The following is a 20,042-nucleotide window of genomic DNA, read 5'->3' on the forward strand; positions in this document are numbered from 1 at the left end:
GATGCTGGGCAAGAAAACGATGGAAGCGGAAATCCTCAAAGAGGCCGTGGAGATCGCCCGGTCGCGAAAATGGATTGCGCACTCACCCTTGTTGCCGGGGGACGACCAGTGAAGCTGGTCAGCGAATATCTCGGTGTGGCGCGCTCGCAATTAACGGTTCGAATCAAGCAATCGGTATCGCCCAAAGTACGGCGAAGCAGGACTGTGGACGATGTAGAGCTGGTCGCTGAAATCCAGCAAGAGGTCAGCGAACTGCCCAGCTATGGATACCGTCGCGTCTGGGGACTGCTGCGTCGTGCACGTGAAAAACGGTCGCTGCCGGCGGTCAACGTGAAACGGGTTTACCGGGTGATGCGTGACCACAACCTTTTGCTTGAACGCCGGATCAAACAGCCCGGCGTGCCGCGTCGGCACGAAGGCCGTATTGCCGTGCAAACCAGCGATACACGTTGGTGCTCGGACGGCTTTGAGTTCCGCTGCGAGGACGGCGCCAAACTGAGCGTGACCTTCGCCCTGGATTGCTGTGATCGCGAAGCCATCGGTTGGGTCGCGAGCCCGACCGGGTACAGCGGCGATGATATCCGCGACTTGATGCTGGAAAGCGTGGAGAAGCGTTTTGGTGACCAACTACCCACCACGCCGGTGCAATGGCTCAGCGACAACGGCTCGGCGTACACGGCCGAACAGACACGCCTCTTTGCTCGACAGATCGGCTTGCAACCGGTGACCACCCCAGTTCGCAGCCCGCAGAGCAACGGCATGGCCGAGAGCTTCGTGAAGACGATCAAGCGTGATTACGTGGCGCACATGCCCAAGCCGGATCGCGAAACGGCGCTGCGCAACCTGACCATTGCCTTCGAGCATTACAACGAGCAGCATCCGCACAGCGCCTTGAACTATCGCTCGCCGAGGGAGTTCAGGCGCTTGGCGGCAGCATCAATTTAACGGGGAGTTGGTGTCCGGTTTGGTAGGGGCAAGTCCACCCCGGTTCTCGGTGTCCATCACGGGGTAGAGAGAGCGAGAGAAAATATCAAGGCAGATTCTGGAATTGACGTAAGCAGAGGCGTCAGCAGGGTTCACAGCATGATCACAGACAAGGGCGAGAAGATTACCGGTCAGCTCGTGGTTGCGGACACAAAAAGCTCGTTCCTCCTAGTTGGAAACACTCTCTACAAGGTTGATAACAAGACCAATCGAGTAATGAGACAAACCGTGCTGAAGGCCAAAGATAAAAAAGAGCCCGCAAGTGCGCGTTGAGTCAGAAGGCTGCGAGAGTGGAGTGACAAAATTCAGCGAGCCTGCTGAACGTTCGAGCGCGAGCCTCACACGTCCTGTGATGAGACCGTAAGCGGTTAGCATCTGACTCCCTAGTAAACGTCTCCGTGTATGCCCACGTGTATGCCTAACAGATGTAGATGCTGAAAAACCCTTATAAAACAAGCTCATCAGCTTCCAGTTCAAACGACGCCTGGGCACCATCTTCTTTCCCTTGTATTACAAGGGGATAGCGCTCCTGACAGAAACCTGTCCTAGTCCTGAAAGTCGTTTTTGCCACAAATTTGCCACACTTGAACGTGGCGGGAATGGTCGAAATGGCAACAATCAGGAATCGCGGCGAGTATCAGTGGGAAGCGCAAATCCGTCGCAAGGGCTATCCAGCCCAACGAAAAACCTTCGAAACTAAAGCCGATGCCCAAGCCTGGGCGCGCATGATCGAAAGCGAAATCGACCGAGGCATTTTTGTCTCTCGTGTCGAGGCTGAACGCACCGCCTTTCATCAACTCATTGATCGCTACATCTCCGAGATCGCTCCGAAACACAAAGGCGCGTATTCGGAAATCAAACGCCTGGAAGCGCTCAAGCGTCATCCGCTGGCGACACGCATCGTTGCCACCCTCTCCTCTTCAGATTTTGCCCGCTACCGTGACGAGCGCTTGAAAATCCGCAAGGGCAATACGGTGAAGCGTGAACTCGCATTGCTCCAATGCGTCTGTCGGCTGCGTCACCGCGCCAAGAATCTGTCTATGATCTCGCGAGCTAGAGGAGACAAGGTAAAAGCAGCCGAAGAAGCGCATTTTACGGGCTGTAAATGAGCATTCTGAGGCTGTTTTTAACACGGTATCGCCGACGCGCAGCAGGTCATAAACAGGTTTTTAGAAATCACTCGGCCGCCGGTTCCAAGACCGCCAATAGCTCCGATAGCCGCTCATCCAACTGCGCCAGCTGTGCCGCCGCTATAGGCGCCAGAATCCGCGCCTCGTTGGCGACATGGGCGGTCACTGCGCGGTCGATCAGCGCCAGCCCGGCCGGGGTCAATTGCACCAGCAGGCTGCGCGCGTCACTGGGGTTGGGCGTGCGGCTGACCCAGCCGGCGGCCTCCAGCTGCTGCAGCTGCCGGGTCATGGTGCCGGAGGTGATCATCAAGGACGAAAACAGCGTGGTCGGCGCCAGGCAGTGGGGCGCGCCGGCGCGACGCAGGGTGGCCAGCACATCGAACTCCCAGGCGTTCAGGCCGAAAGCGCTGAAGACCTTAGCCAGTTCACGCTGCAGCAGCACCGAGCAGCGCTTGACCCGGCCAATGGTGCCCATGGGGCTGACGTCCAGATCCGGACGCTCGCGGCGCCACTGCCGAAGAATCATGTCGACCGCATCGGCCTGTCGTTCGGTTGTCATGCTCCACTCCTCAAAATTTATCTTGAACTCAAGACAAAATACTACTAACTTCCATTTTATCTTGAATGCGAGATAAATACATGCACAAGTTAAGCACCCGCAGTTCCTGGCTGGACGTCCTGAGCACGGCGCTGGCCCCGGCCATCTGGGGCTCGACCTATATAGTCACCACCGAACTCTTGCCAGCGGATCGGCCCTTTACCGCCGCCTTGCTGCGCGCGTTGCCGGCCGGTCTGTTACTGGTCCTGTACAGCCGGCATCTGCCCAAACGCGCCGAATGGTTGCGCCTGCTGATACTGGCGGCGCTGAATATCGGCTTCTTCCAAGCCCTGCTGTTTGTCGCCGCCTACCGCTTGCCCGGAGGCCTGGCTGCCGTGGTCGGGGCCATCCAGCCGCTGCTGGTGATGGGCCTGGTATGGACACTGGACCGCCAATGCCCGTCTTATCTGGCGGCCGGCGCCAGCGTGCTGGGGATAGTCGGGATGGCCGCGCTGCTGCTGGCGCCGGGCGCCTCTTGGGACCCGATCGGCATAACCGCGGCCTTTATCGGCACCGCCTGCATGGCGGTCGGCACCTACCTGACACGGCGCTGGCAGCTAGCGATACCGCTGCGGGCCTTTACCGGCTGGCAGTTGCTGGTGGGCGGCCTGTTGCTGCTGCCGCTGGCCTGGCTGGTCGATCCGCCGCTGCCGAGCCTAAGCCTCAGCCAGTGGTTGGGTTACGCCTACCTGTCGCTGTTCGGCGCGCTGCTGGCCTATGTGCTGTGGTTTCGCGGGATTGCCCGGTTGGCGCCGGTGGCGGTGTCATCATTGGGCTTGCTCAGCCCGCTGGTGGCCGTACTACTGGGTTGGGCGCTGCTGGAACAGAGCATCACCGGCCTGGCGCTGCTGGGGCTGATCACAGTGCTGGGCAGCATCCTGGCGGTGCAATGGGCATCGACCTCCGGCTCGCCGGCCAGCCAAACGCACACTGATTTATCCACTCTAGAAAACCCTGTGCAACGGAGAATGCTATGAACACTGCCATCAAGGACCTTATCGAGTCGCGAGTTTCCACCACCCGTTATCAGGCCGGTCGCGATCTGCCCGAGTCGGTCATCCGCGAGCTGGTGCAGCTGGCCACCCGCGCGCCCTCGGCCTACAACCTGCAGAACTGGAAATTTGTCGCGGTGCGCTCGGACGCAGCCAAGGCCCGCTTGCATGCCGTGGCCTACCAGCAGCGCCAAGTGCTGGACGCCCCCGTGACCTTTATCATCTGTGGCACCCTGGCGGCCCACGAGACGCTGCCGCAGATGCTGCAGCCCTCGGTCGACGCCGGCATTCTGCCGCCCGCCACTCTCCAGGGCTGGGCGGCCATGGCCAGCGAATCCCACGCGGGCAATCCGCAGCTGCAACGCGACGAGGCGCTGCGTTCGGCCTCCCTCACCGCCATGACGCTGATGTTGGCGGCTCAAGGCATGGGCCTGGCCAGCGGGGCCATGAGCGGCTTCGATGCCGAGGGCGTGACGCGAGAGTTCGACCTAGGGGCTAATGAACTGCCGGTCATGCTGGTCACCGCCGGCTACCCGGCCGCCGGCAACTGGCCGCAAAAAGTGCGTCGGCCTTTGCATGAGGTGCTGGCATTCGCCTAAGAGACTGTTTGCGATCTTTTGAGCAGTAGAACGAGAAAGGCCAAATGGATGAACTGCAAACTGGTGTTGAGTCAGGGTAGTGGAATGGCGTGGGACGGGCACGGTGGTTGATGATGTGGTGAAAGTTTTGACGCGACCACCGCAGTCGACGACGCAACAAGCCGCAGAATAGCGGCAACTCACCCCAAAATTGCAGGCCCCGGTTTTTCAGGGCCTGCAATTTTTGAGTGAGTGTTTTCAAGGGCGGTTACGCTCTGCTTCAACCTCATCAATGAGCGCATCAAGCTCGGCAAATAGTGTTTCGGCAGGAATAGCCGGACGTGGGTTATTAAGGCTGGAGCCAATAGACTCACGTATTTCTGCGGCTCGTTGCTGATAGGCCGTGTGCGGCAAGGGTTGAGCAGCAGGATGGCTATGATCGAGAGCGGCAACGGGCCGCCGAAGCGGTTTTTTCATTCTGTCGTCCAGTCAAACTCGTCGTACTCATCATCGTCTTCTTCATCCTCGATCAACTCATCATCAAGGACATCTTCCTCAAGCGCTTCCTCTTCCTGCTTCGCCAGAAGAAACTCCTTACGACTCTCAGTCACTGCTCGCCGTAATTCCTCACCCTTCACCGGGCAGTTGAGCATTTGGGCGATGCGGTCGATTTTTTGGGCCACGGCATCCTCCAACGCATCGGCTATAGGCCGATAGTGCGCGCTTTCGGGTGTCGATGCCAAATTTGCCGACCGCTGTTCACCTCATTTTTTCCGCAAATCCTTGAGTCGGGCCGTGAGATTTTCCTTGGGAAAGCGCTTGTGCAATGTCGTCAGCAACGCCTCGGCGGCTTGGGTCTGACCGGTATCTTGCAGGCGTATCACTTCGCGCAATTGATCATCCAGTGACTTGGCCGGCGCGGCGGCGCGTTTGCTGAGTTTTGCTTCATCGGCCATTTCGCTGTTGATCGACTTACGCTGCATTGGTGCGGAAAAATCCGCCATGGGCGCAGCCGGTGCGGGCGCGGATATAACGCCGGCCGGTTCATCCTGGGAGCGCGCTGCGGCTTCCGGTTTGGCGAGCGGTGCGGACGCTTTCGGCGCAGGTGCGAAGTCGTAACTCGGCAGTTGTTCCGGTGTGCGTTGCACCAGTGCCAGCATCAGCGCAACGCCGACGAGGCTGGCGAATGCCACTTGCCAGCGGGGTTGCTGGCAGGCGTGGAGCCAGCGTTGCCACAGGTTTGGCTTCGGCTTGGGGGCTTCCCGGTGTGCGGTGGCGAGGATGAAGGCATCGAGATGCGCCGGTGGTTCACCGTTGCTGTGATCGCGAAAATGCTTGAGCACTTCATCGTCGGGCGATGGTGGCGTCTGTTTGGCGTCAGTCATGTCAGTACCTCCTCGGCCAGCAGCCGACGCAGTTTTTGCTGGGCGTAGCGCAAGCGACTTTTAACGGTTTCCAGCGGGGTTTCGGTGAGGGTGGCGATTTGCGGCAGGTCGAGGTCGCCGTGGGCTCGCAGCAGGAACACTTCGCGCTGGTCGGCGGGCAGGGTTTGCAGGGCGGCTTCGAGGCGTTGACCGTCGCGGCTCAGGCTCAGCAGTTGTTCGGGGTCGGCTGCGTCATCGACCAGGGCATGGGTTTGTTCGTCGTAGCTGTCGTGCAATGGGTTGTGGATGCCGTGTTTGCGCCAGTGATCGATCAGTCGGTTGCGGGCAATCTGGTAGAGCCAGGTACGAAAATTTGCCCGGCCTTGTGGCTGACTGGTGCTGCGGATCAGGCTCAGCCAGGTTTCCTGGTACACCTCTTCGGCCAGTTCGGGTTTACCGCTGAGGCTGAGGAGGAATCGATAAAGGCCTTGGCGATGACGGGCGTACAAAACTTCGAACGCCGGCCCGTCGCCCGAGCGGTAGCGCGCCAGCAGCAATTCATCGCTGCTGGTGGCTGAGCTGATTTCAGAATCGGACATGTCAGCGCTGGCCTCTTTCACTCTATCCGGTTGTCGTTGGGCTGTTGATTCGAGGCGGTCGGGGTTCGCAGGCTCTGCGCCAACTCCACCAATTGCACGAATTCACCGCGCAGACCGAATTGATCGTTACCCCGTGCGCCACGGGCCAGGGCTTCGGTGTCCTTCAGGCTGAAATTACCGGTGTAACGCCCGTCCTTGAGCTGCTGGGAAAAGGCAGCGACGGCGGCGGCAAAGCGCAGGTCATCGCTAGCTGTCGAGAGTTTGCCGGCCTCACCCTTCAGGATTGGCCGCTCGATCAAGCGACTATTCCCGCCTTCCGGCAACTGATAACGCACTCGCAGCATCGCCAATTCTCCGGTTTTTGCGGAAACATCGGCCCCTGGATTGCCATAGCGCAACGGTTCCAGCCAGCCCTTCTCGCCCTTGGGCACAATTTCATACAACGCCGTCACCGTATGCCCTGCACCGATTTCTCCGGCGTCGACTTTGTCGTTGCTGAAATCCTCACGCTTCAAGGCGCGATTTTCATAACCCAATAGCCGATATTCGCTGACTTGCGCAGGATTGAACTCCACCTGCAGCTTCACGTTTTTCGCTACTACTGCGAGGGTCGAGCCGAGTTGATCCACCAGCACCTTGCGCGCCTCGCGCAGGTTGTCGATGTAGGCGTAGTTACCGTCGCCAGCGTCGGCCAGTTGTTCCATCAGGTGTTCATTGTAGTTATCCACACCAAAACCCAGGGTGGTCAGGGACACGCCGGTTTTGCGTTTATCCACAGCCATTTGTTTGAGGCTGTCGAAGTCGCTGATGCCGACGTTGAAGTCACCATCGGTGGCCAGCAGGATGCGGTTGATGCCTTTGGGGATAAACGCCTGTTGCGCCATTTGATAAGCCAGTTCGATACCCGACGCGCCGGCGGTCGAGCCGCCCGCCGTCAATTGATCGATAGCGGTACGAATTTTCGCTTTTTCCCGTCCGGAAGTCGGCTCCAGCACCACACGGGATTCTCCGGCGTAGACCACCAGTGAAACCCGGTCCTGCTCGCGCAATTGATCGACCAGCAATTTCAGGGTGCTTTTGACCAGGGGCAAGCCTTCGCGACGGTCCATGGAGCCGGACACGTCCACCAGAAACACCAGGTTTGCCGGGGCCAGTTCCGCCACCGCGCGGTCGGAGGCCTTGATGCCGATGCGCAGCAACCGGGTATGCGGGTTCCAGGGCGACGGCGCCAGCTCGGTGGTCACGCCGAACGGCGAGCCATCGGTGGGCAAGGCGTAATCGTAGGGGAAGTAATTGACCATTTCTTCCAGGCGCACCGCCCCTTCGGGAGGCAAGCGCCCCTGATTGAGCAAGCGGCGGACATTGGCGTAAGCGCCGGTATCGACATCGGCACTGAAGGTCGAGACCGGCGCCTCAGTCACGCTGTGAATCGGGTTATCGGCCAGCGCCTGATACTGCTCCCGCTGTTCATCCCGATAGCCCTGTGGATAAGCCTCACCGGCCGGCATTGGCGCGAAAGCGACCAACGGTGCAGGTCGCGCACTGTGCTTGGCCAGCGCGGTGTCCGCCATGGCCGCCTCACGCACCAACGCCTCAGTTTTCAGCTCACCTTGAGCCGGGGGCGCAACCGTTACGGAGTCAGGTGTGGATGAAGCACCGCAACCGGCAATGGCCAGCAACAACCCGGCGGCGAAACCCTGGGCGGCCGGGCGGAGGAACTGCAGAGGGAGGGACATGGGGGCTGACCTCAGGAGGAAATTGACTCATTCATCCTCTGAGACGGACAGCCCGATCAGTTCGGGTTAAGCCGAAGTGAAAAATCTTCAGCGGTGATAACGCCGCACCACGCTGCTGTTTTTCAGCACATGGCCTTTGATCTGCTCCATCAGCTGCGCACGGGTCAGGCCGGCCGGCAAGGCTTCTGGCGCCAGGTCCAGAGCGTAGAGCTGGATGATGTAGTGATGGGAGCTGTCGCCGACAGGCGGGCAAGGGCCAATGTAGGTGGTGGTGCCTTTGATGTTGGTGCCGCCCACGCCTTCGAGGGTGGATTTGGTGCCGACGCCGGCCTGGATCTGACGGGTCGAGGCCTTGATGCCGTAACGAATCCAGTGATCGACGCCCAGGCCTTTCTGGCCGTCCGGGTCGTGCATGACGATGGCGTAGCTGAGGGTGCCTGGAGGGCCGGCGTTCCAGCTCAGGGCCGGAGACTGGTTCTTGCCGCCGCAACCGCTGGCATCGCTGGCCTCCGCCACCGTGAACAGCCGATTGTCCGAAACACCGGGAATACTGAGGGTGAAACGCTCCTGGGCCTGCGCTGGCAACTGCACGCAAAGGGCGACTGCAACGGCCGCCAGCCAAGGGTTCAAAGAGGTCAATCGGGTCATACCGGAGCACCTTGTGCGGGGTGGGGCCGTCGTCGGCTCGCAAACTATAGCCGGACCGTTCGTGCGGTGGCAGTGGGAATTGGCTGAACCTGGGAATAAGCGCCAAACTTCTAAGTGAAACACCTGCCTGGAGATCGATCATGGCACTGCACCGCGTCGCCCGTTTCGCCGATGTGCCCCTTGACCGTGGCCTTGAGGTCCGAATCGACAAGATGAAAATCGTCTTGCTGCGGGTCGGCGATCAATTGCGCGCCTATCAGGGCAAATGCCCCCACGCCGGGGCTCCCTTGGCCAAAGGTGCGCTGTGCGAGGGACGGCTGATCTGCCCGTGGCACAAGGCGGCTTATCGGCTCAAAGACGGCGCGCTGTGCGAACCACCGTCTCTGGACAGTCTGCGGCGTTACCCGCTTGAAGTTCGCGATGATGAGGTCTGGGTCGATGACCAGCCGATGCCCAGCCCCAGCACACCGCCGGTGGACGATAAGCGGACCTTTGCGATCATCGGTGCCGGTGCCGCCGGTACGGCCTGCGCTGCGGCGCTGCGGGAGAAAGGCTTCGGCGGCCGGGTGCTGCTGATCGACCGTGAACCCGAGGCCGGTTACGACCGGACGGTATTGAGCAAGTTCGTGATTGCCGGGGAGATGCCGCCGGACGAAGTTCCGCCTCTGCGGGATGAAGATTTTTATCGTGAACAGCGCATTGAACGGATAAACAGCGATGTTTTGGGCCTGGATACACCGAACCGGACTCTGCGACTGGCCGACGGTCAATCGTTGAGCTACGACGCCGCCGTGATTGCCACCGGAGGCATACCAAAACCCCTGTCGCTGCCCGGCGCCGATCTACCGCAGGTATTCGTGCTGCGCTCGAAGGCGCAAGCGCAGCAGATTCTGAAGACGGCAAAACCCGGCCAACGGGCAGTGATTGTCGGCGACAGCTTCATTGGCCTGGAATCCGCTTCGTCCCTGCGTCAGTACGGCCTGGACGTCACCGTCCTGGCCCGCCATGCCATCCCCTTCAAGGCGCAATTCGGCGACGCCGTCGGCAAGGCGATTCGTGCCCTGCACGAGGCTAACGGCGTGGTGTTTCATACCGATGGTGAAGCCGCGAAGATCGAAGGCACAGGCAAGGTCGAAGCGGTGCTGCTGGACAACGGTCAACGCATTGCGGCGGACCTGGTGTTGGTCGGGATTGGTGTCACCCCGGCAACGGCCCCGTTTGCCGATCTGCCAAAAGAAAAAGACCAGTCATTGAGGGTCGACGGCGGAATGCGCGTGACCGACGGGCTCTGGGCCGTCGGCGACATCGCGACCTTCCCGCTCAACGGCCAGCCTCAACGGATCGAGCACTGGCGCCTGGCCCAACAACAGGCGCGGATTGCAGCGGCGAATATGCTCGGCGGCGACGAACGCTACCTCGACGTGCCGTATTTCTGGACCTGGCACTTCGGCAAAAACTACGACTACCTCGGACACGCCGAGGCCTGGGACGAGGTTGAATTCAAAGGCGACCCAGAACATCCGCCGTTTATTGGCCTGTTCGGCAAGAACGGCGTGGTAGCGGCCGCCGTTGCCTGCGATCAGGAACGGGCGATGGCGATGCTCGCCGAACGAATGAAACAGCCGCTGTCGGTGGATGAGGCGTGGCGCCTGGTTCGTGACCTGAGCTGACGGCGACTTTGTGGCGAGGGAGCTTGTCGGATCGCCGCACCGTCCCGTTCGTCTGCGAAGCAGACGCAAAATCGGCGACTGCGCTCTATCAGATACAGCGCGGTTAATGGCATCGGGAGTCCTTCGGCCTGGAGCGCCAGCCCGGTCCAGCGGGAGCAAGCTCCCTCGCCACAGATGAGCGAACGCCTAGAAATGGCTCATTGGCTCGCGGTTGTCGTCATCTTCGGCTGGCAGGCGGATCACCAGCGGATGCTCGAGCGGCGCCAAAGGCGGCGGTAGCTCGGCCGGGTCGACGGGGAAGACGTGCGTAATGACATGGCTGACATCGCCTTCCTGATCGTTGTGAATGGTCATCGAGCCCGGTGTGCGCAGCTTCTCCAGGCGGTCACCGGTGAGCTTGAAGCTTTGTCTCAGCCCCTGATCGTCCGCCACCGGCGCCGGCAAACGGCGTTGGGCGAAGCTCTTGCTTTTGCGCTGTTGATAACGCGCCCACGCGATCAGGATCACCGCGTTAAACGACGCCACCCACAGGTAAATCTGCAACGTACCGAGGGCGTCGAAAAATGACGCATCGATACGCGGGCCGTCATGGGTATCGATCAATGGCCACAAACCTCGCGCCAGCAAATACAGCAGCCCGATCCACGCCAGTACGGTGAAGAAAACATCGATCACGACCAGAAAGGGTCGCTGCCGGGTTCTGATGATTTTCATTTGATGACCTCCTCTTCATCATCATTCAGCGGCTTGATGCCCCGGTCCGGACTGACCCAGCGCGCGCGCTTCTGATGTTGACCGAACAGCACTTTGGGGAAGCTGACCAGGGTGGTGAGCAGGCTGATGAGCCAGAACACCAGCGGATACCAGACCACCCAGAACATGGTCTTCCCGAGGCCCTTTTCGTAACGGCGGTCGATCAGGATGCTGACGGCGAATTGCACCAGGCAGACCACCGCCAACACCAGCCCGGTAAAGGCCGGTGGCATCAGGTGATCGACGGCAATGGCGGATGGCATGTCGACGAATTTGCCGACGCCCCAAAAGATCACCGACAACAGAAAGGTGAAGGCCCAACCGGTGGACAGGCAGTATTCGAACAGCAGCGGCCACAGGTAACGATGGCGGTATTGCCAGATGCCGCGAATGTTCTTGAACAGCACCTCGGCGCCGCCCTGAGCCCAGCGCAGACGCTGTTTCCACAGGCCGCCGAGGGTTTCCGGCATCAGGATCCAGCACAGGGCGCGGGGCTCGTAGAAAATGCTCCAGTGATCCAGTTGCAGTTTCCAACTGATGTCGATGTCTTCGGTGATCATGTCCGGGCTCCAGTAGCCGACCCGATTCAGGGCCGTGCGACGGAAAGCGACGATCACCCCGGAGACGGTAAAGATCCGCCCGAATACCCGTTGGGTGCGTTTGATCAGGCCGATGATCGACGAGAACTCGCCGACCTGTACGCGGCCGACCAGGGTCGAACGGGTGCGGATTCGCGGGTTGCCGGTCACGGCGCCCAGTCGCGCATTGTCGAGCATCGGTGCTACCAGATACGCCGCGGTGTTCGGCGCCAGCAGCGCATCGCCGTCGATGCACACCAGATATTCGCTGCGCGCCGCGATGGCGCCCATGCGCAGGGCCACGGCCTTGCCCTGGTTTTCCGCCAGGTGCAGCACCCGCAGACGCGGATCCTGCGCCGCCAGTGCATCGAGCACCGCGGCGGTGTTGTCCTTCGAGCCGTCGTTGATCGCGATCACTTCGATGTTCGGGTAATGCTGGGCCAGCGCCGCGTGAATGGTATCGGCGGCGTTGTCGCCTTCGTTGTAGCAAGGGATCAGGATCGAGATCAGTGGTTCGCCGGCCAGCGGGGGCGGCAAGGTATCGTCCTGCCACGGCCAGTGCCGCTCCCAGTGCAGCCAGAAATACAGGCCGCCGGCGATCCACAGTCCCGACATGAACAGTGGATAGAAGAACACGAAGTCCATCAGGAATTGCCCGGTGAGCAGAAAGATCAGCCCGAGGGGAACCCCAAGGACGATCGCCAGAACCAGCAGGGCCAGAAGTCTATCCAGCATGTTATGGATTCCACTTGTTGGAGAGCGCGGGCCGCACGGTTTTCAGGTCCGGCTGGTTCTCGAGGAAGTTGTCCGGATAGTAGCCAAAACTGGTGGCGCCCTGACGCTTGAGGAGGCCCATCCAGCCGGCCAACTGCCCGCTGTCGATGTCGGTGTGTTTCGTCCAGTCGCGGGCCTGCAATTCGAACACTGTGCGGTTGAGTGCGCCGGGGCGCGATTTGACCGTCGCCACCAGCTTTTCGAGCCAGGGGCCGGATTGCTGTTGGCTCTGTTTTTCCATAAGCGGCATGGCCATCGGCGCCGTCCAGTCGTAGGCACGCAGGAAGTCGTCGAGGTTCTGCGCGAACCAGGCTTCGCTCTCGGGATTGAGCATTGGCTCGGCGAAAATATTGCGCGCTGTTTTGACTTGCGGACCGCGAATGGCGCGAACCTTGGCGGTCAATTCGCGAGTGAAATCGATCAGGTAGCGGCTCTTGAACCGCGCCCAGCGTTGCAAGGTCGCCGGATCGGCGCGCAGGGCGGCAATCGAACCGGGCAGACCGTTGGCGGCATACACTTTCAGGGCTTTAGGCCCGGCGTCTTCGAAGTCCGACAGCACCGCGTCATCGTGATAGAGGATGCCGTCGACCGAAGTCAGGCGTGCCACGTCTTCGTAGATTTCACCAATGATGCGCCGCACGTTCGGATCGAATGGCGACAAGCGCTTGTACTGATCCGGATCGATCGACGTGGTAGCGGTTTTCGGGTTCCAGCGAGTGACCCGTGGCAACTTCGAGTCCAGGGCAAAACTCAGCACCGGCATCCACGCGAAGACCTTGACGTTAGCCCGAGTACGCAACTGCCAGGCCACGCGGTCGAAGAGGTCGGCGCGCACCGGCAGGTGACGGTTGGGGAAGTACAGCGAATGCACCAGGCCATCGCCCGCAGGGTCAGCAAAGGCTTGCAGGAATACGGTGTTGGCACCCATGTCGGCCATGCGCTGGATCAGTTTGCCGAGGTTGATTTCCTGTTGGGCCGGGTCCGCGTCGTAGACGTTGTCCAGGTCCACATGCACCACGCGCATCGGCGATTCGGTCTGCACCGAGACCATGCTGTTGGCGAAGTGCTGGCCATCCGGGTCCGAGGCCACCAAAAAGCGCGGGCTGCTCATCAGGTCGTCGAGGGCATCGAGGCCGTCTTCCAGGGTCAGGGCCATCTGATACCCCTGTTCGTTGACCACTTGCAGCGAGGTGCCGTCCGCCGCGCCGTATGGCCAAACCCACACACGCGGTTTGTAACCGGTGACCTTGCGGATTTTCTCCGAGATGGCCGCCACGTCGGCGCGCATCCGGGCCTGGAATTGGGCTTCGGTTTCATAGCGCCCGGTAGCGGCGTCATAGCGCCGGGTCGCGGCCGCCGGTTGCAGGTTGCCTTGCGGGTTGGCCAGCACGCCTTTGTGGCTGGCGTCGGTGTGGGCGGCGATTTCCACCAGGCCGGATCGGGAGACCTCGCGGATCTGCTCCCAGGTCAGGAAGTCCGAACGCTTGCGCGGCGTACCGGCGAAATCCACCGGCTGGTTCAGCGGCGTATCGATCCACACCCCGACCGGCGCCAGCAAGGCATGCCAGTTATAGGCGCGCAGCACTGGCAACACGCGGGTGTAGAAGCTCGAATAACCGTCGTCGAAACTCAGCACGATCGCCCGGGGCGGCAGCTCGGGGCCGCCGTTACGAGCGGCGATGATCTGGTCGATGGTGACCGGTTTGTAGTTGTTCTCCCGCAGCCACGCCAGTTGCTCGATCAGGCGCTCGGTGCGCACGGCCACTACCGCCTGATCGGGGTCACGGTCTTCGACGTCGTGGTACACAATCCCCAGCACATGGTTTTTCGGCCATGGTTTTTCATTGGCCGCCACCGGGCGTTCGGACGGCGGTGCGAAGGCCGGGGCTTGCTGGGCGCAGGCGCTGATCAACAGCGTTCCCAGCAGAAGGATGAAACGCGAAATAAAAGGCATCTTCAAACTCTTCTAGAAGCGGTAAGTGAGGTCGACGAGCAGGCGCAGATCGGTTTCGCGGTCGCCGTCATACGGCCGGTTGATCACGCTCAGCAGACCGCCCACCTCGAATACGTCGTTCCAGCTGTAGCGCTGGCCGTAACCCAGCAGGGCGATACCGCCGGTGCCGTGATCGCGCTGGCTATAGGTACCCGCACCGGCCTGGAACTGTTGGCTCCAGGAGGTTTCGTAGCGGTGATAGAGCACATGATTGACGTTCACCGTCGGCAACACGCTGAAGTCGGATTTGGGGTTGAAGTACGGCACATCGTCGGACTTGGAGTTATGGCTGGTGCCGACTTCCAGGCCGAGGTCGACTTGCAGCCTCGGCGCACGGTAAACGCCCTCGCGACCGGTGAGCACGGCTTCGACACGGTTATTGCCGTCGCTGAAGTGCGAGGGGCTGACCGCCAGTTTCCACTCACGGCTTTCATTGGCGCGCCAACGGATGAAACCGCTGCCGCCATTGGCGGTGATGTCGCTGTTCAAGGCCCGCAACGGCGTTTGTGCCGACAGGTATTCGAAGCTGCCGCCGTACTGCCAGTGATCATCGATGTCTCGGGTGATTGCCAGGCGCGCGCCCTGTTTATCGCCGAAGCCGTAGGAATGGTTGGAGACTTCCGCTTCCAGGGACATGTCGCGGGTCCGGCGTTCGAGCCCGACACGCTGGAAACGGTGGTGGCCGGTGCCTTCCTGGAAATCGCCGGTGGCGTAACCGGCACCGGCGAACAGGCGCCAGTCTTCATCGATGGGCGGGCTGTACAGCGTGGTTTCGATGCCGAAATCGCGGCTGCCGTTGACGGCCCCGACATCGCCGTTGCCACCGCCATAACTCTTGCCGCCGTAGGCCTCCACTCGCAGCTCGGCCATGTCATGGACCTCACGCTGACGCTGCAAACGCTGCACTTGACGGTTGCCCGGAAAGCGCGCGACCACATCGTCGGTCAGTGCATCCAGCTGTCGCCATTCCTGCAGGTCCATGGCGGTATGGCCTTGAGCGACTTCCAGCCCGATATCCCGCGGGGCCACGCTCTCGGTTTCCTTGAGTTGACTCTCGGCGCGCCGTGGCCAGTCCCGGGCCAGGTACAGATCGGCCTGGGCCAGACGCAGGCCGAGGTTGCCCGGGGCCTGATCCACCAGCGTCTGCAAACGCTGCTCGCCCGAGGGCAGGTCGGCGCCGTAGGTGCCGGCCTGGGCGGCGAGTTGCTGCGCGTCTATCCATTCATCGTTGGGATTGCCCACCGGCAAGCCCTTGAGCTCGATCCGCGGCTTTTGGGTCTTGGCCTGGTCTTCGGCGACCTGGCGCGCTTCATCGGCCTTGTCGCTTTCAAGCAAGGCGTAATAGAGCGCGGTGCTGTCTTCCAGGCGATCGCCGACATCAGCATCCGGCGCCACCAGCACCTGACGATACAAATCGGTGGCGATTTCCGGCTGACGCTGGTCCAGATATGACGACGCCACCCAACGCAGGGCGTAGGTCGGAATCTTCACGCCTTCGGCGAGCAGGGTCTGGTATTCGGCAATGACATCGGCGGTGCGCGCACGGGCCTTGAGGGCACCCATGCGGTCGATTCGCCAGCGGGTGACGTCATCGTGGGCCGCTGGATCCGGCGTCCAGGTAGTCAGTAACTGGTCGTAATCGGCCAGAGCTCTATCGGCGATCACATACCGTTCTTTTTCGCTGCGAGTGGCCAGTTCGACCAGACGCACGCGTTCTGCCGCCAGATCACCTTCGAGATGGCGTTGCAAGACCGGATCAATCAACCCCGGCCGTTGACGCGCCAGGCGCAAGGCCGGTTCCGGCAAGCGGGCGCGTTGCAGGGCAATCACGTATTCCCGAGCGACTTCGGGCTTGCTGCCCGCGCGGATGAAGGCCTGGTCGTATTCGAACAGTGCCTCATAGGTGGCGCCGGCGCGGGTCAAGGCGTAGGCCAGGGACAGGCGACGGGAAGGATCATCCGGTTTCGCCGCCACCAACGCCCTGGTACGGGTAACGGCCTCGTCAGGTTTGCCGGCGTCGGCCTGGGTCATCGCCAGCCCAAGCTGCAGGTCGGCATTTTGCGGCGCAAGGGCCAGGGCCTTGTTGTACACCTGAGTCGCCGAATCCCAGCGCTTGAGGTTGCGATAGGCCCGCGCGGTGGCGATCAGGGCCTGGACCGGCAACGCCCGATTGTGTCCCTGGGTTTCATAGACCTGGACGACTTCGGCGTCCAGACCGGCCCAGCTGGCAATCTGCAAGTGATCGCTGATCTGGCCGGTGGTGGCCTGGTTCACCGGCACCTGGCGCAACACCGTCAGTGCAGGCGTGTAATTGCCGGCCCGCGCATCGCGAACCATTTGGTCGTAAGGGGTATCGGCGAGCGCGGGCACCGGCCACAGCAATTGGCCGCACAGCGCAACGCGAAACAAGGGGCGAAGCCCACGATGAATAAAAGGACCAGCAATACGCGGCATTCGTCAGCATCCTTACATGGCCAGCCGGGTCGCAATGTCCCTTGCCCATTCGTAACGGAAAGCCGGGTCGCAAGACCCAGCCAGGCTTTATCGAAGCAGTTTTGCATGCAAGCGTAGTCAATAATTCGGGGCACAATAATTATTCAGATTCGTTACATTCGGATCTCCTCTCAATGCCAGCCAGTCAAGCCCGCTCCCACAGTTCCGCACATTGGCTGACTGGCATCCGGGCCCCCTCCTCCCTCACCCGTTTTCGAAACTCCAGATAGCAAAACGCCCGGCGTCCGCGTGTTGCAGAGGCCGGGCGTTGCGCAGAAGCCTGCGGCTTTACTGGATCGTGGTAGTGCCGCCGATTTTGTTCATCACAAAACCGACAAACTCTTCAACGGTCATTTTCTGGCCGTTGAAGTCCACTTGATTGTTGGCGTAGTGCAGTTTGGTGACGACGTTGTTACCGTCCAGTTTCGCCAGTTGCGTGCCGACTGCCATGCTGCTGAACATGTCGGCGGTGGCGCCCGCTTGATCGGCGATGAGCTTGGCGTCGGTCTGGCCGTCAATTTGCGACTGCACGGTGAGCACGTCAACGAGCATTGGCTTGGACACCAGGACGTTGAACTCCAGCAACGCAATCAACTGCTTGACCAACTGGTCTGGCGGCAGGTCCATGGATTGTGGTTTGGTCAGGTCCAGCACCAGGTTGGCGCGGCTTTCGCCGTTGCTGGTGTTGAACGACAGGTTTTCCAGGGCCACCTGGGGACCTGCGGCCAGCAGTTTCTCCAGGCCGCTCTTGACCTGTGCTTCTTCGGCCGGGGTCAGGTTCAGCTGCGGCGCCGGTAGACCAGCGGCAGTGGCTTCAGCGGCGGCCCGCTCGTACGGTTGCAGTCTGGTCTGGTAGATCTGCATCAGCGACATCGTCGACGGGATGTCGAGGTTTTTCAGGCTCATGGCCAACTGCGCGGAGCCGACAACCTTGCCGTTCAAGGACACTTCACCGATCTTGTAATCAGCACGCCCCGAAGCGTTGGTGCCCGACTCCTCGGTCTGGTTCTTCATTTCAAAGTTCTTGAAGCCCAGTACCGACTGTTTGGGACCGAAGGTGGTTTTGCTGTTGGTCAGCTCGAGGGTGTTTTCGCCGACGTAGTAGCCGTAGGTGCTTTTGTTCAGGTTACTGGCCAAGGTCAAGCCGTTGAGCTCGACCTGCACCGGGGTCTGATCTTCGGCCACGGTGGTCAGCTTCAGGCTGTCCATGTAACCGTCGGCCTTGACCTTTTGCGCCTGGGCGCTGGCGGCCACGTCGAGTTTCAACCCGGAGAACGTCAGGTTGGATTTGTCATCCAGTGCTGCTTCCAGAGGCAAAAACTCGAGGGTGCCCTTGGTGGAGTTGTCGTAGCCGATGTTGACCACGCCTTTGACCGGGGATTTGTCCTTGGCGGCGGCGAACCACTTCTCGGTCAGCGGTGTTTTTTCCAGCTCGTAGTGACTGGTGGCCAGGACCGGCAACCACTTCAACGACACCAGGCGCGAGAACGGCAGCGGGCCGTGTTCGATGCGGTCGACGAACAGCATCTCCATCGGCGTTTCACCAAACATCTCGCCCTCACCCTTGAGGCGGTAGTGCGCGGTGCTGCTGAACACATGACGCTCCAGCGACACCAGTTCCAGCGACGCCGTGCCGTTGGAACCTGCCAGCGTGGCTTGCAGCTCTTTGTTGGCGTCGGCGATCGAAGTATTCAGCACCCCATCGAGTTTGGAGCCGGTGTACCACGCACCGCCGGCGCTGATTGCACCGATGGCCACAACAATTCCCAAAAGCACGCCTGCTGATTTATTCATGAAATACCCGATTAATGTCCGTTGTTGAAAGTGTGGTCGTCTTCCCTGAACCCATGACGGGTGCGGTCACGACTGCGCTGAAAGTGGGGTGGAGATTAGCATTTGCGCCGCAGGACGGCCCAATGATTAAAGGTGAAAGAGTGTCTATGGAGGCTGCTGCCTGTGGACAACTGGCAGGGGTTGAGCGTTTCGGCGGTCATTCGATCACCTTCGCGAGCAAACCCGCCCTCACATTCGACCGCATTCTCATGTAAGAACGCGCTCCCACAGGTTGTGCAACAACCATAAAGGCACCGGAAAGATGCCTTTTGCATATCTGGAAACGGCAAACCTGCATTGCCCTGTGTCACTCAACGCACTCAGTCTGATAACGTGCGTCTATCGATTGCAGCCGGTATGCTTGGCCCGCAACTTCATGGACGCTTGCTATGACTCTGACAGAATTACGCTACATCGTTACCCTCGCCCAAGAGCAGCACTTCGGCCACGCGGCCGAGCGTTGCCACGTCAGCCAGCCGACCCTGTCGGTGGGCGTGAAGAAGCTTGAAGACGAACTCGGTGTGCTGATTTTCGAGCGCAGCAAGAGCGCCGTGCGCCTGACCCCGGTGGGCGAAGGCATTGTCGCCCAGGCGCAGAAAGTACTGGAACAGGCCCAAGGCATCCGCGAACTGGCCCAGGCCGGCAAGAACCAGCTGACCGCCCCGCTGAAAGTCGGCGCGATCTACACCGTCGGCCCGTACCTGTTCCCGCACCTGATTCCACAACTGCACCGGGTCGCCCCGCAGATGCCGTTGTACATTGAAGAAAACTTCACCCACGTGCTGCGCGACAAACTGCGCAACGGCGAGCTCGACGCGATCATCATCGCCCTGCCGTTCAACGAAGCCGACGTGCTGACCCTGCAACTCTACGACGAACCGTTCTACGTCCTGATGCCGGCCCAGCACCCGTGGACGCAAAAAGAATCCATCGACGCCGCCCTGCTCAACGACAAGAGCCTGCTGCTGCTCGGCGAAGGCCACTGCTTCCGCGATCAAGTGCTGGAAGCCTGCCCGACCCTGGCCAAAGGCAACGACGGCGCCAAGCACACCACGGTGGAATCCAGCTCGCTGGAAACCATTCGCCACATGGTCGCCTCCGGCCTGGGCATTTCGATCCTGCCGCTGTCGGCGGTCGACAGCCACCACTACGCCCCCGGCGTGATCGAAGTGCGCCCACTGAGCGCGCCCGTGCCGTTCCGCACCGTGGCCATCGCCTGGCGCGCGAGCTTCCCGCGGCCCAAGGCGATTGAAATCCTCGCCGACTCCATTCGCCTGTGCTCGGTGGCCAAGCCGCCAGCGCCGGTAGTGGCCGGTTAA

General features: G+C 61.0%; 19 protein-coding genes and 1 pseudogene. 8 read left to right on the top strand and 12 right to left on the bottom strand.

The window, feature by feature from the left end:
- The 3 genes and pseudogenes from AACY49_RS19980 to AACY49_RS19990 all read left to right on the top strand — a co-directional run.
- Window positions 1-945, top strand: a pseudogene (locus AACY49_RS19980) (IS3 family transposase); the annotation flags it as partial.
- A gap of 138 nt (window positions 946-1,083) precedes the next feature.
- Window positions 1,084-1,257, top strand: coding sequence for a hypothetical protein (locus tag AACY49_RS19985; RefSeq protein WP_339525916.1), 174 nt, complete (start codon window positions 1,084-1,086; stop codon window positions 1,255-1,257).
- 326 nt (window positions 1,258-1,583) lie between these two features.
- Window positions 1,584-2,093 (top strand): Shufflon-specific DNA recombinase, encoded by a 510-nt coding sequence (locus tag AACY49_RS19990; RefSeq protein ID WP_339525917.1) that lies wholly within the window; start codon window positions 1,584-1,586, stop codon window positions 2,091-2,093.
- Between the two features lie 67 nt (window positions 2,094-2,160).
- On the opposite strand, the gene AACY49_RS19995 is transcribed toward AACY49_RS19990, so the two are convergent.
- Window positions 2,161-2,673, bottom strand: a complete 513-nt coding sequence (locus tag AACY49_RS19995; protein WP_258698098.1) for a MarR family winged helix-turn-helix transcriptional regulator — start codon at window positions 2,671-2,673, stop codon at window positions 2,161-2,163.
- Between the two features lie 80 nt (window positions 2,674-2,753).
- On the opposite strand from AACY49_RS19995, the gene AACY49_RS20000 reads away from it, so the two are divergent.
- Both AACY49_RS20000 and AACY49_RS20005 read left to right on the top strand, forming a co-directional pair.
- Complete coding sequence (locus tag AACY49_RS20000) at window positions 2,754-3,689, top strand: EamA family transporter (RefSeq protein ID WP_258698099.1); 936 nt, start codon at window positions 2,754-2,756, stop codon at window positions 3,687-3,689.
- Window positions 3,686-4,303 carry a nitroreductase family protein gene (locus AACY49_RS20005; protein ID WP_223486356.1) on the top strand — a complete coding sequence of 206 codons (618 nt, stop codon included), beginning with the start codon at window positions 3,686-3,688 and terminating at the stop codon, window positions 4,301-4,303. The genes AACY49_RS20000 and AACY49_RS20005 overlap by 4 nt, the downstream gene beginning before the upstream one ends.
- Before the next feature lie 237 nt (window positions 4,304-4,540).
- Here AACY49_RS20005 and AACY49_RS20010 read toward each other — a convergent pair whose 3' ends face one another.
- The 6 genes from AACY49_RS20010 to AACY49_RS20035 all read right to left on the bottom strand — a co-directional run bounded on the left by AACY49_RS20010 (window position 4,541) and on the right by AACY49_RS20035 (window position 8,629).
- Window positions 4,541-4,759: a hypothetical protein gene (locus AACY49_RS20010; RefSeq protein WP_258698100.1), complete on the bottom strand. Its 219-nt coding sequence runs from the start codon at window positions 4,757-4,759 to the stop codon at window positions 4,541-4,543.
- Window positions 4,756-5,025 (bottom strand): hypothetical protein, encoded by a 270-nt coding sequence (locus AACY49_RS20015; RefSeq protein WP_258698101.1) that lies wholly within the window; start codon window positions 5,023-5,025, stop codon window positions 4,756-4,758. Before AACY49_RS20015 ends, AACY49_RS20010 begins: the two co-directional genes overlap by 4 nt.
- Before the next feature lie 21 nt (window positions 5,026-5,046).
- The gene (locus AACY49_RS20020; RefSeq protein WP_339525920.1) at window positions 5,047-5,667 is read right to left on the bottom strand and encodes a hypothetical protein; all 621 of its coding nucleotides are present in this window, start codon (window positions 5,665-5,667) and stop codon (window positions 5,047-5,049) included.
- The gene (locus AACY49_RS20025; RefSeq protein WP_339525922.1) at window positions 5,664-6,245 is read right to left on the bottom strand and encodes an RNA polymerase sigma factor; all 582 of its coding nucleotides are present in this window, start codon (window positions 6,243-6,245) and stop codon (window positions 5,664-5,666) included. Before AACY49_RS20025 ends, AACY49_RS20020 begins: the two co-directional genes overlap by 4 nt.
- A gap of 17 nt (window positions 6,246-6,262) precedes the next feature.
- Window positions 6,263-7,981 (bottom strand): vWA domain-containing protein, encoded by a 1,719-nt coding sequence (locus AACY49_RS20030; protein ID WP_339525924.1) that lies wholly within the window; start codon window positions 7,979-7,981, stop codon window positions 6,263-6,265.
- 87 nt (window positions 7,982-8,068) lie between these two features.
- On the bottom strand, window positions 8,069-8,629 hold the full coding sequence (locus tag AACY49_RS20035) for a YbhB/YbcL family Raf kinase inhibitor-like protein (RefSeq protein ID WP_339525926.1): 561 nt from the start codon (window positions 8,627-8,629) through the stop codon (window positions 8,069-8,071).
- A 140-nt stretch (window positions 8,630-8,769) separates the two neighbouring features.
- On the opposite strand from AACY49_RS20035, the gene AACY49_RS20040 reads away from it, so the two are divergent.
- Window positions 8,770-10,299, top strand: a complete 1,530-nt coding sequence (locus tag AACY49_RS20040; RefSeq protein WP_339525928.1) for an FAD-dependent oxidoreductase — start codon at window positions 8,770-8,772, stop codon at window positions 10,297-10,299.
- Window positions 10,300-10,485: 186 nt separating this feature from the next.
- Here AACY49_RS20040 and pgaD read toward each other — a convergent pair whose 3' ends face one another.
- From pgaD to AACY49_RS20065, 5 genes are all read right to left on the bottom strand, one after another.
- Window positions 10,486-11,013 (bottom strand): poly-beta-1,6-N-acetyl-D-glucosamine biosynthesis protein PgaD, encoded by a 528-nt coding sequence (pgaD, locus tag AACY49_RS20045; protein WP_258698107.1) that lies wholly within the window; start codon window positions 11,011-11,013, stop codon window positions 10,486-10,488.
- Window positions 11,010-12,365 carry a poly-beta-1,6-N-acetyl-D-glucosamine synthase gene (pgaC, locus tag AACY49_RS20050; RefSeq protein WP_258698108.1) on the bottom strand — a complete coding sequence of 452 codons (1,356 nt, stop codon included), beginning with the start codon at window positions 12,363-12,365 and terminating at the stop codon, window positions 11,010-11,012. Before pgaC ends, pgaD begins: the two co-directional genes overlap by 4 nt.
- 1 nt (window position 12,366) lies before the next feature.
- Window positions 12,367-14,358: a poly-beta-1,6-N-acetyl-D-glucosamine N-deacetylase PgaB gene (gene pgaB, locus AACY49_RS20055; protein ID WP_258698109.1), complete on the bottom strand. Its 1,992-nt coding sequence runs from the start codon at window positions 14,356-14,358 to the stop codon at window positions 12,367-12,369.
- A gap of 12 nt (window positions 14,359-14,370) precedes the next feature.
- Entirely contained in the window at window positions 14,371-16,851 is a 2,481-nt protein-coding gene (gene pgaA, locus AACY49_RS20060; protein WP_339525932.1) for a poly-beta-1,6 N-acetyl-D-glucosamine export porin PgaA, read from the bottom strand.
- Between the two features lie 327 nt (window positions 16,852-17,178).
- Window positions 17,179-18,684: a YdgA family protein gene (locus tag AACY49_RS20065; protein ID WP_258698111.1), complete on the bottom strand. Its 1,506-nt coding sequence runs from the start codon at window positions 18,682-18,684 to the stop codon at window positions 17,179-17,181.
- Between the two features lie 14 nt (window positions 18,685-18,698).
- Here AACY49_RS20065 and AACY49_RS20070 point away from each other — a divergent pair, with 14 nt between their 5' ends.
- Together AACY49_RS20070 and AACY49_RS20075 are read left to right on the top strand one after the other, a co-directional pair.
- A complete protein-coding gene (locus AACY49_RS20070) occupies window positions 18,699-18,938 on the top strand; it encodes a hypothetical protein (protein WP_339525934.1) in 240 nt (79 codons plus the stop codon).
- Window positions 18,939-19,112: 174 nt separating this feature from the next.
- Window positions 19,113-20,042: a hydrogen peroxide-inducible genes activator gene (locus AACY49_RS20075; protein ID WP_008007618.1), complete on the top strand. Its 930-nt coding sequence runs from the start codon at window positions 19,113-19,115 to the stop codon at window positions 20,040-20,042.

This window comes from Pseudomonas sp. EL_65y_Pfl2_R96 (genome assembly GCF_963970905.1).
Taxonomy (GTDB): domain Bacteria; phylum Pseudomonadota; class Gammaproteobacteria; order Pseudomonadales; family Pseudomonadaceae; genus Aquipseudomonas.

Excerpts from the sequence above, each read along its gene's own strand:
- AACY49_RS20075 (WP_008007618.1), top strand. The coding sequence starts at position 19,113 with ATGACTCTGACAGAATTACGCTACATCGTTACCCTCGCCCAAGAGCAG.
- pgaD (WP_258698107.1), bottom strand. The coding sequence starts at position 11,013 with ATGAAAATCATCAGAACCCGGCAGCGACCCTTTCTGGTCGTGATCGAT.
- AACY49_RS20070 (WP_339525934.1), top strand. The coding sequence starts at position 18,699 with ATGTCCGTTGTTGAAAGTGTGGTCGTCTTCCCTGAACCCATGACGGGT.
- AACY49_RS20000 (WP_258698099.1), top strand. The coding sequence starts at position 2,754 with ATGCACAAGTTAAGCACCCGCAGTTCCTGGCTGGACGTCCTGAGCACG.
- AACY49_RS19995 (WP_258698098.1), bottom strand. The coding sequence starts at position 2,673 with ATGACAACCGAACGACAGGCCGATGCGGTCGACATGATTCTTCGGCAG.
- pgaA (WP_339525932.1), bottom strand. The coding sequence starts at position 16,851 with ATGCCGCGTATTGCTGGTCCTTTTATTCATCGTGGGCTTCGCCCCTTG.
- AACY49_RS20065 (WP_258698111.1), bottom strand. The coding sequence starts at position 18,684 with ATGAATAAATCAGCAGGCGTGCTTTTGGGAATTGTTGTGGCCATCGGT.
- AACY49_RS20005 (WP_223486356.1), top strand. The coding sequence starts at position 3,686 with ATGAACACTGCCATCAAGGACCTTATCGAGTCGCGAGTTTCCACCACC.
- AACY49_RS20025 (WP_339525922.1), bottom strand. The coding sequence starts at position 6,245 with ATGTCCGATTCTGAAATCAGCTCAGCCACCAGCAGCGATGAATTGCTG.
- pgaC (WP_258698108.1), bottom strand. The coding sequence starts at position 12,365 with ATGCTGGATAGACTTCTGGCCCTGCTGGTTCTGGCGATCGTCCTTGGG.
- AACY49_RS19990 (WP_339525917.1), top strand. The coding sequence starts at position 1,584 with ATGGTCGAAATGGCAACAATCAGGAATCGCGGCGAGTATCAGTGGGAA.
- pgaB (WP_258698109.1), bottom strand. The coding sequence starts at position 14,358 with ATGCCTTTTATTTCGCGTTTCATCCTTCTGCTGGGAACGCTGTTGATC.
- AACY49_RS20010 (WP_258698100.1), bottom strand. The coding sequence starts at position 4,759 with ATGAAAAAACCGCTTCGGCGGCCCGTTGCCGCTCTCGATCATAGCCAT.
- AACY49_RS20020 (WP_339525920.1), bottom strand. The coding sequence starts at position 5,667 with ATGACTGACGCCAAACAGACGCCACCATCGCCCGACGATGAAGTGCTC.
- AACY49_RS20035 (WP_339525926.1), bottom strand. The coding sequence starts at position 8,629 with ATGACCCGATTGACCTCTTTGAACCCTTGGCTGGCGGCCGTTGCAGTC.
- AACY49_RS19985 (WP_339525916.1), top strand. The coding sequence starts at position 1,084 with ATGATCACAGACAAGGGCGAGAAGATTACCGGTCAGCTCGTGGTTGCG.
- AACY49_RS20030 (WP_339525924.1), bottom strand. The coding sequence starts at position 7,981 with ATGTCCCTCCCTCTGCAGTTCCTCCGCCCGGCCGCCCAGGGTTTCGCC.
- AACY49_RS20040 (WP_339525928.1), top strand. The coding sequence starts at position 8,770 with ATGGCACTGCACCGCGTCGCCCGTTTCGCCGATGTGCCCCTTGACCGT.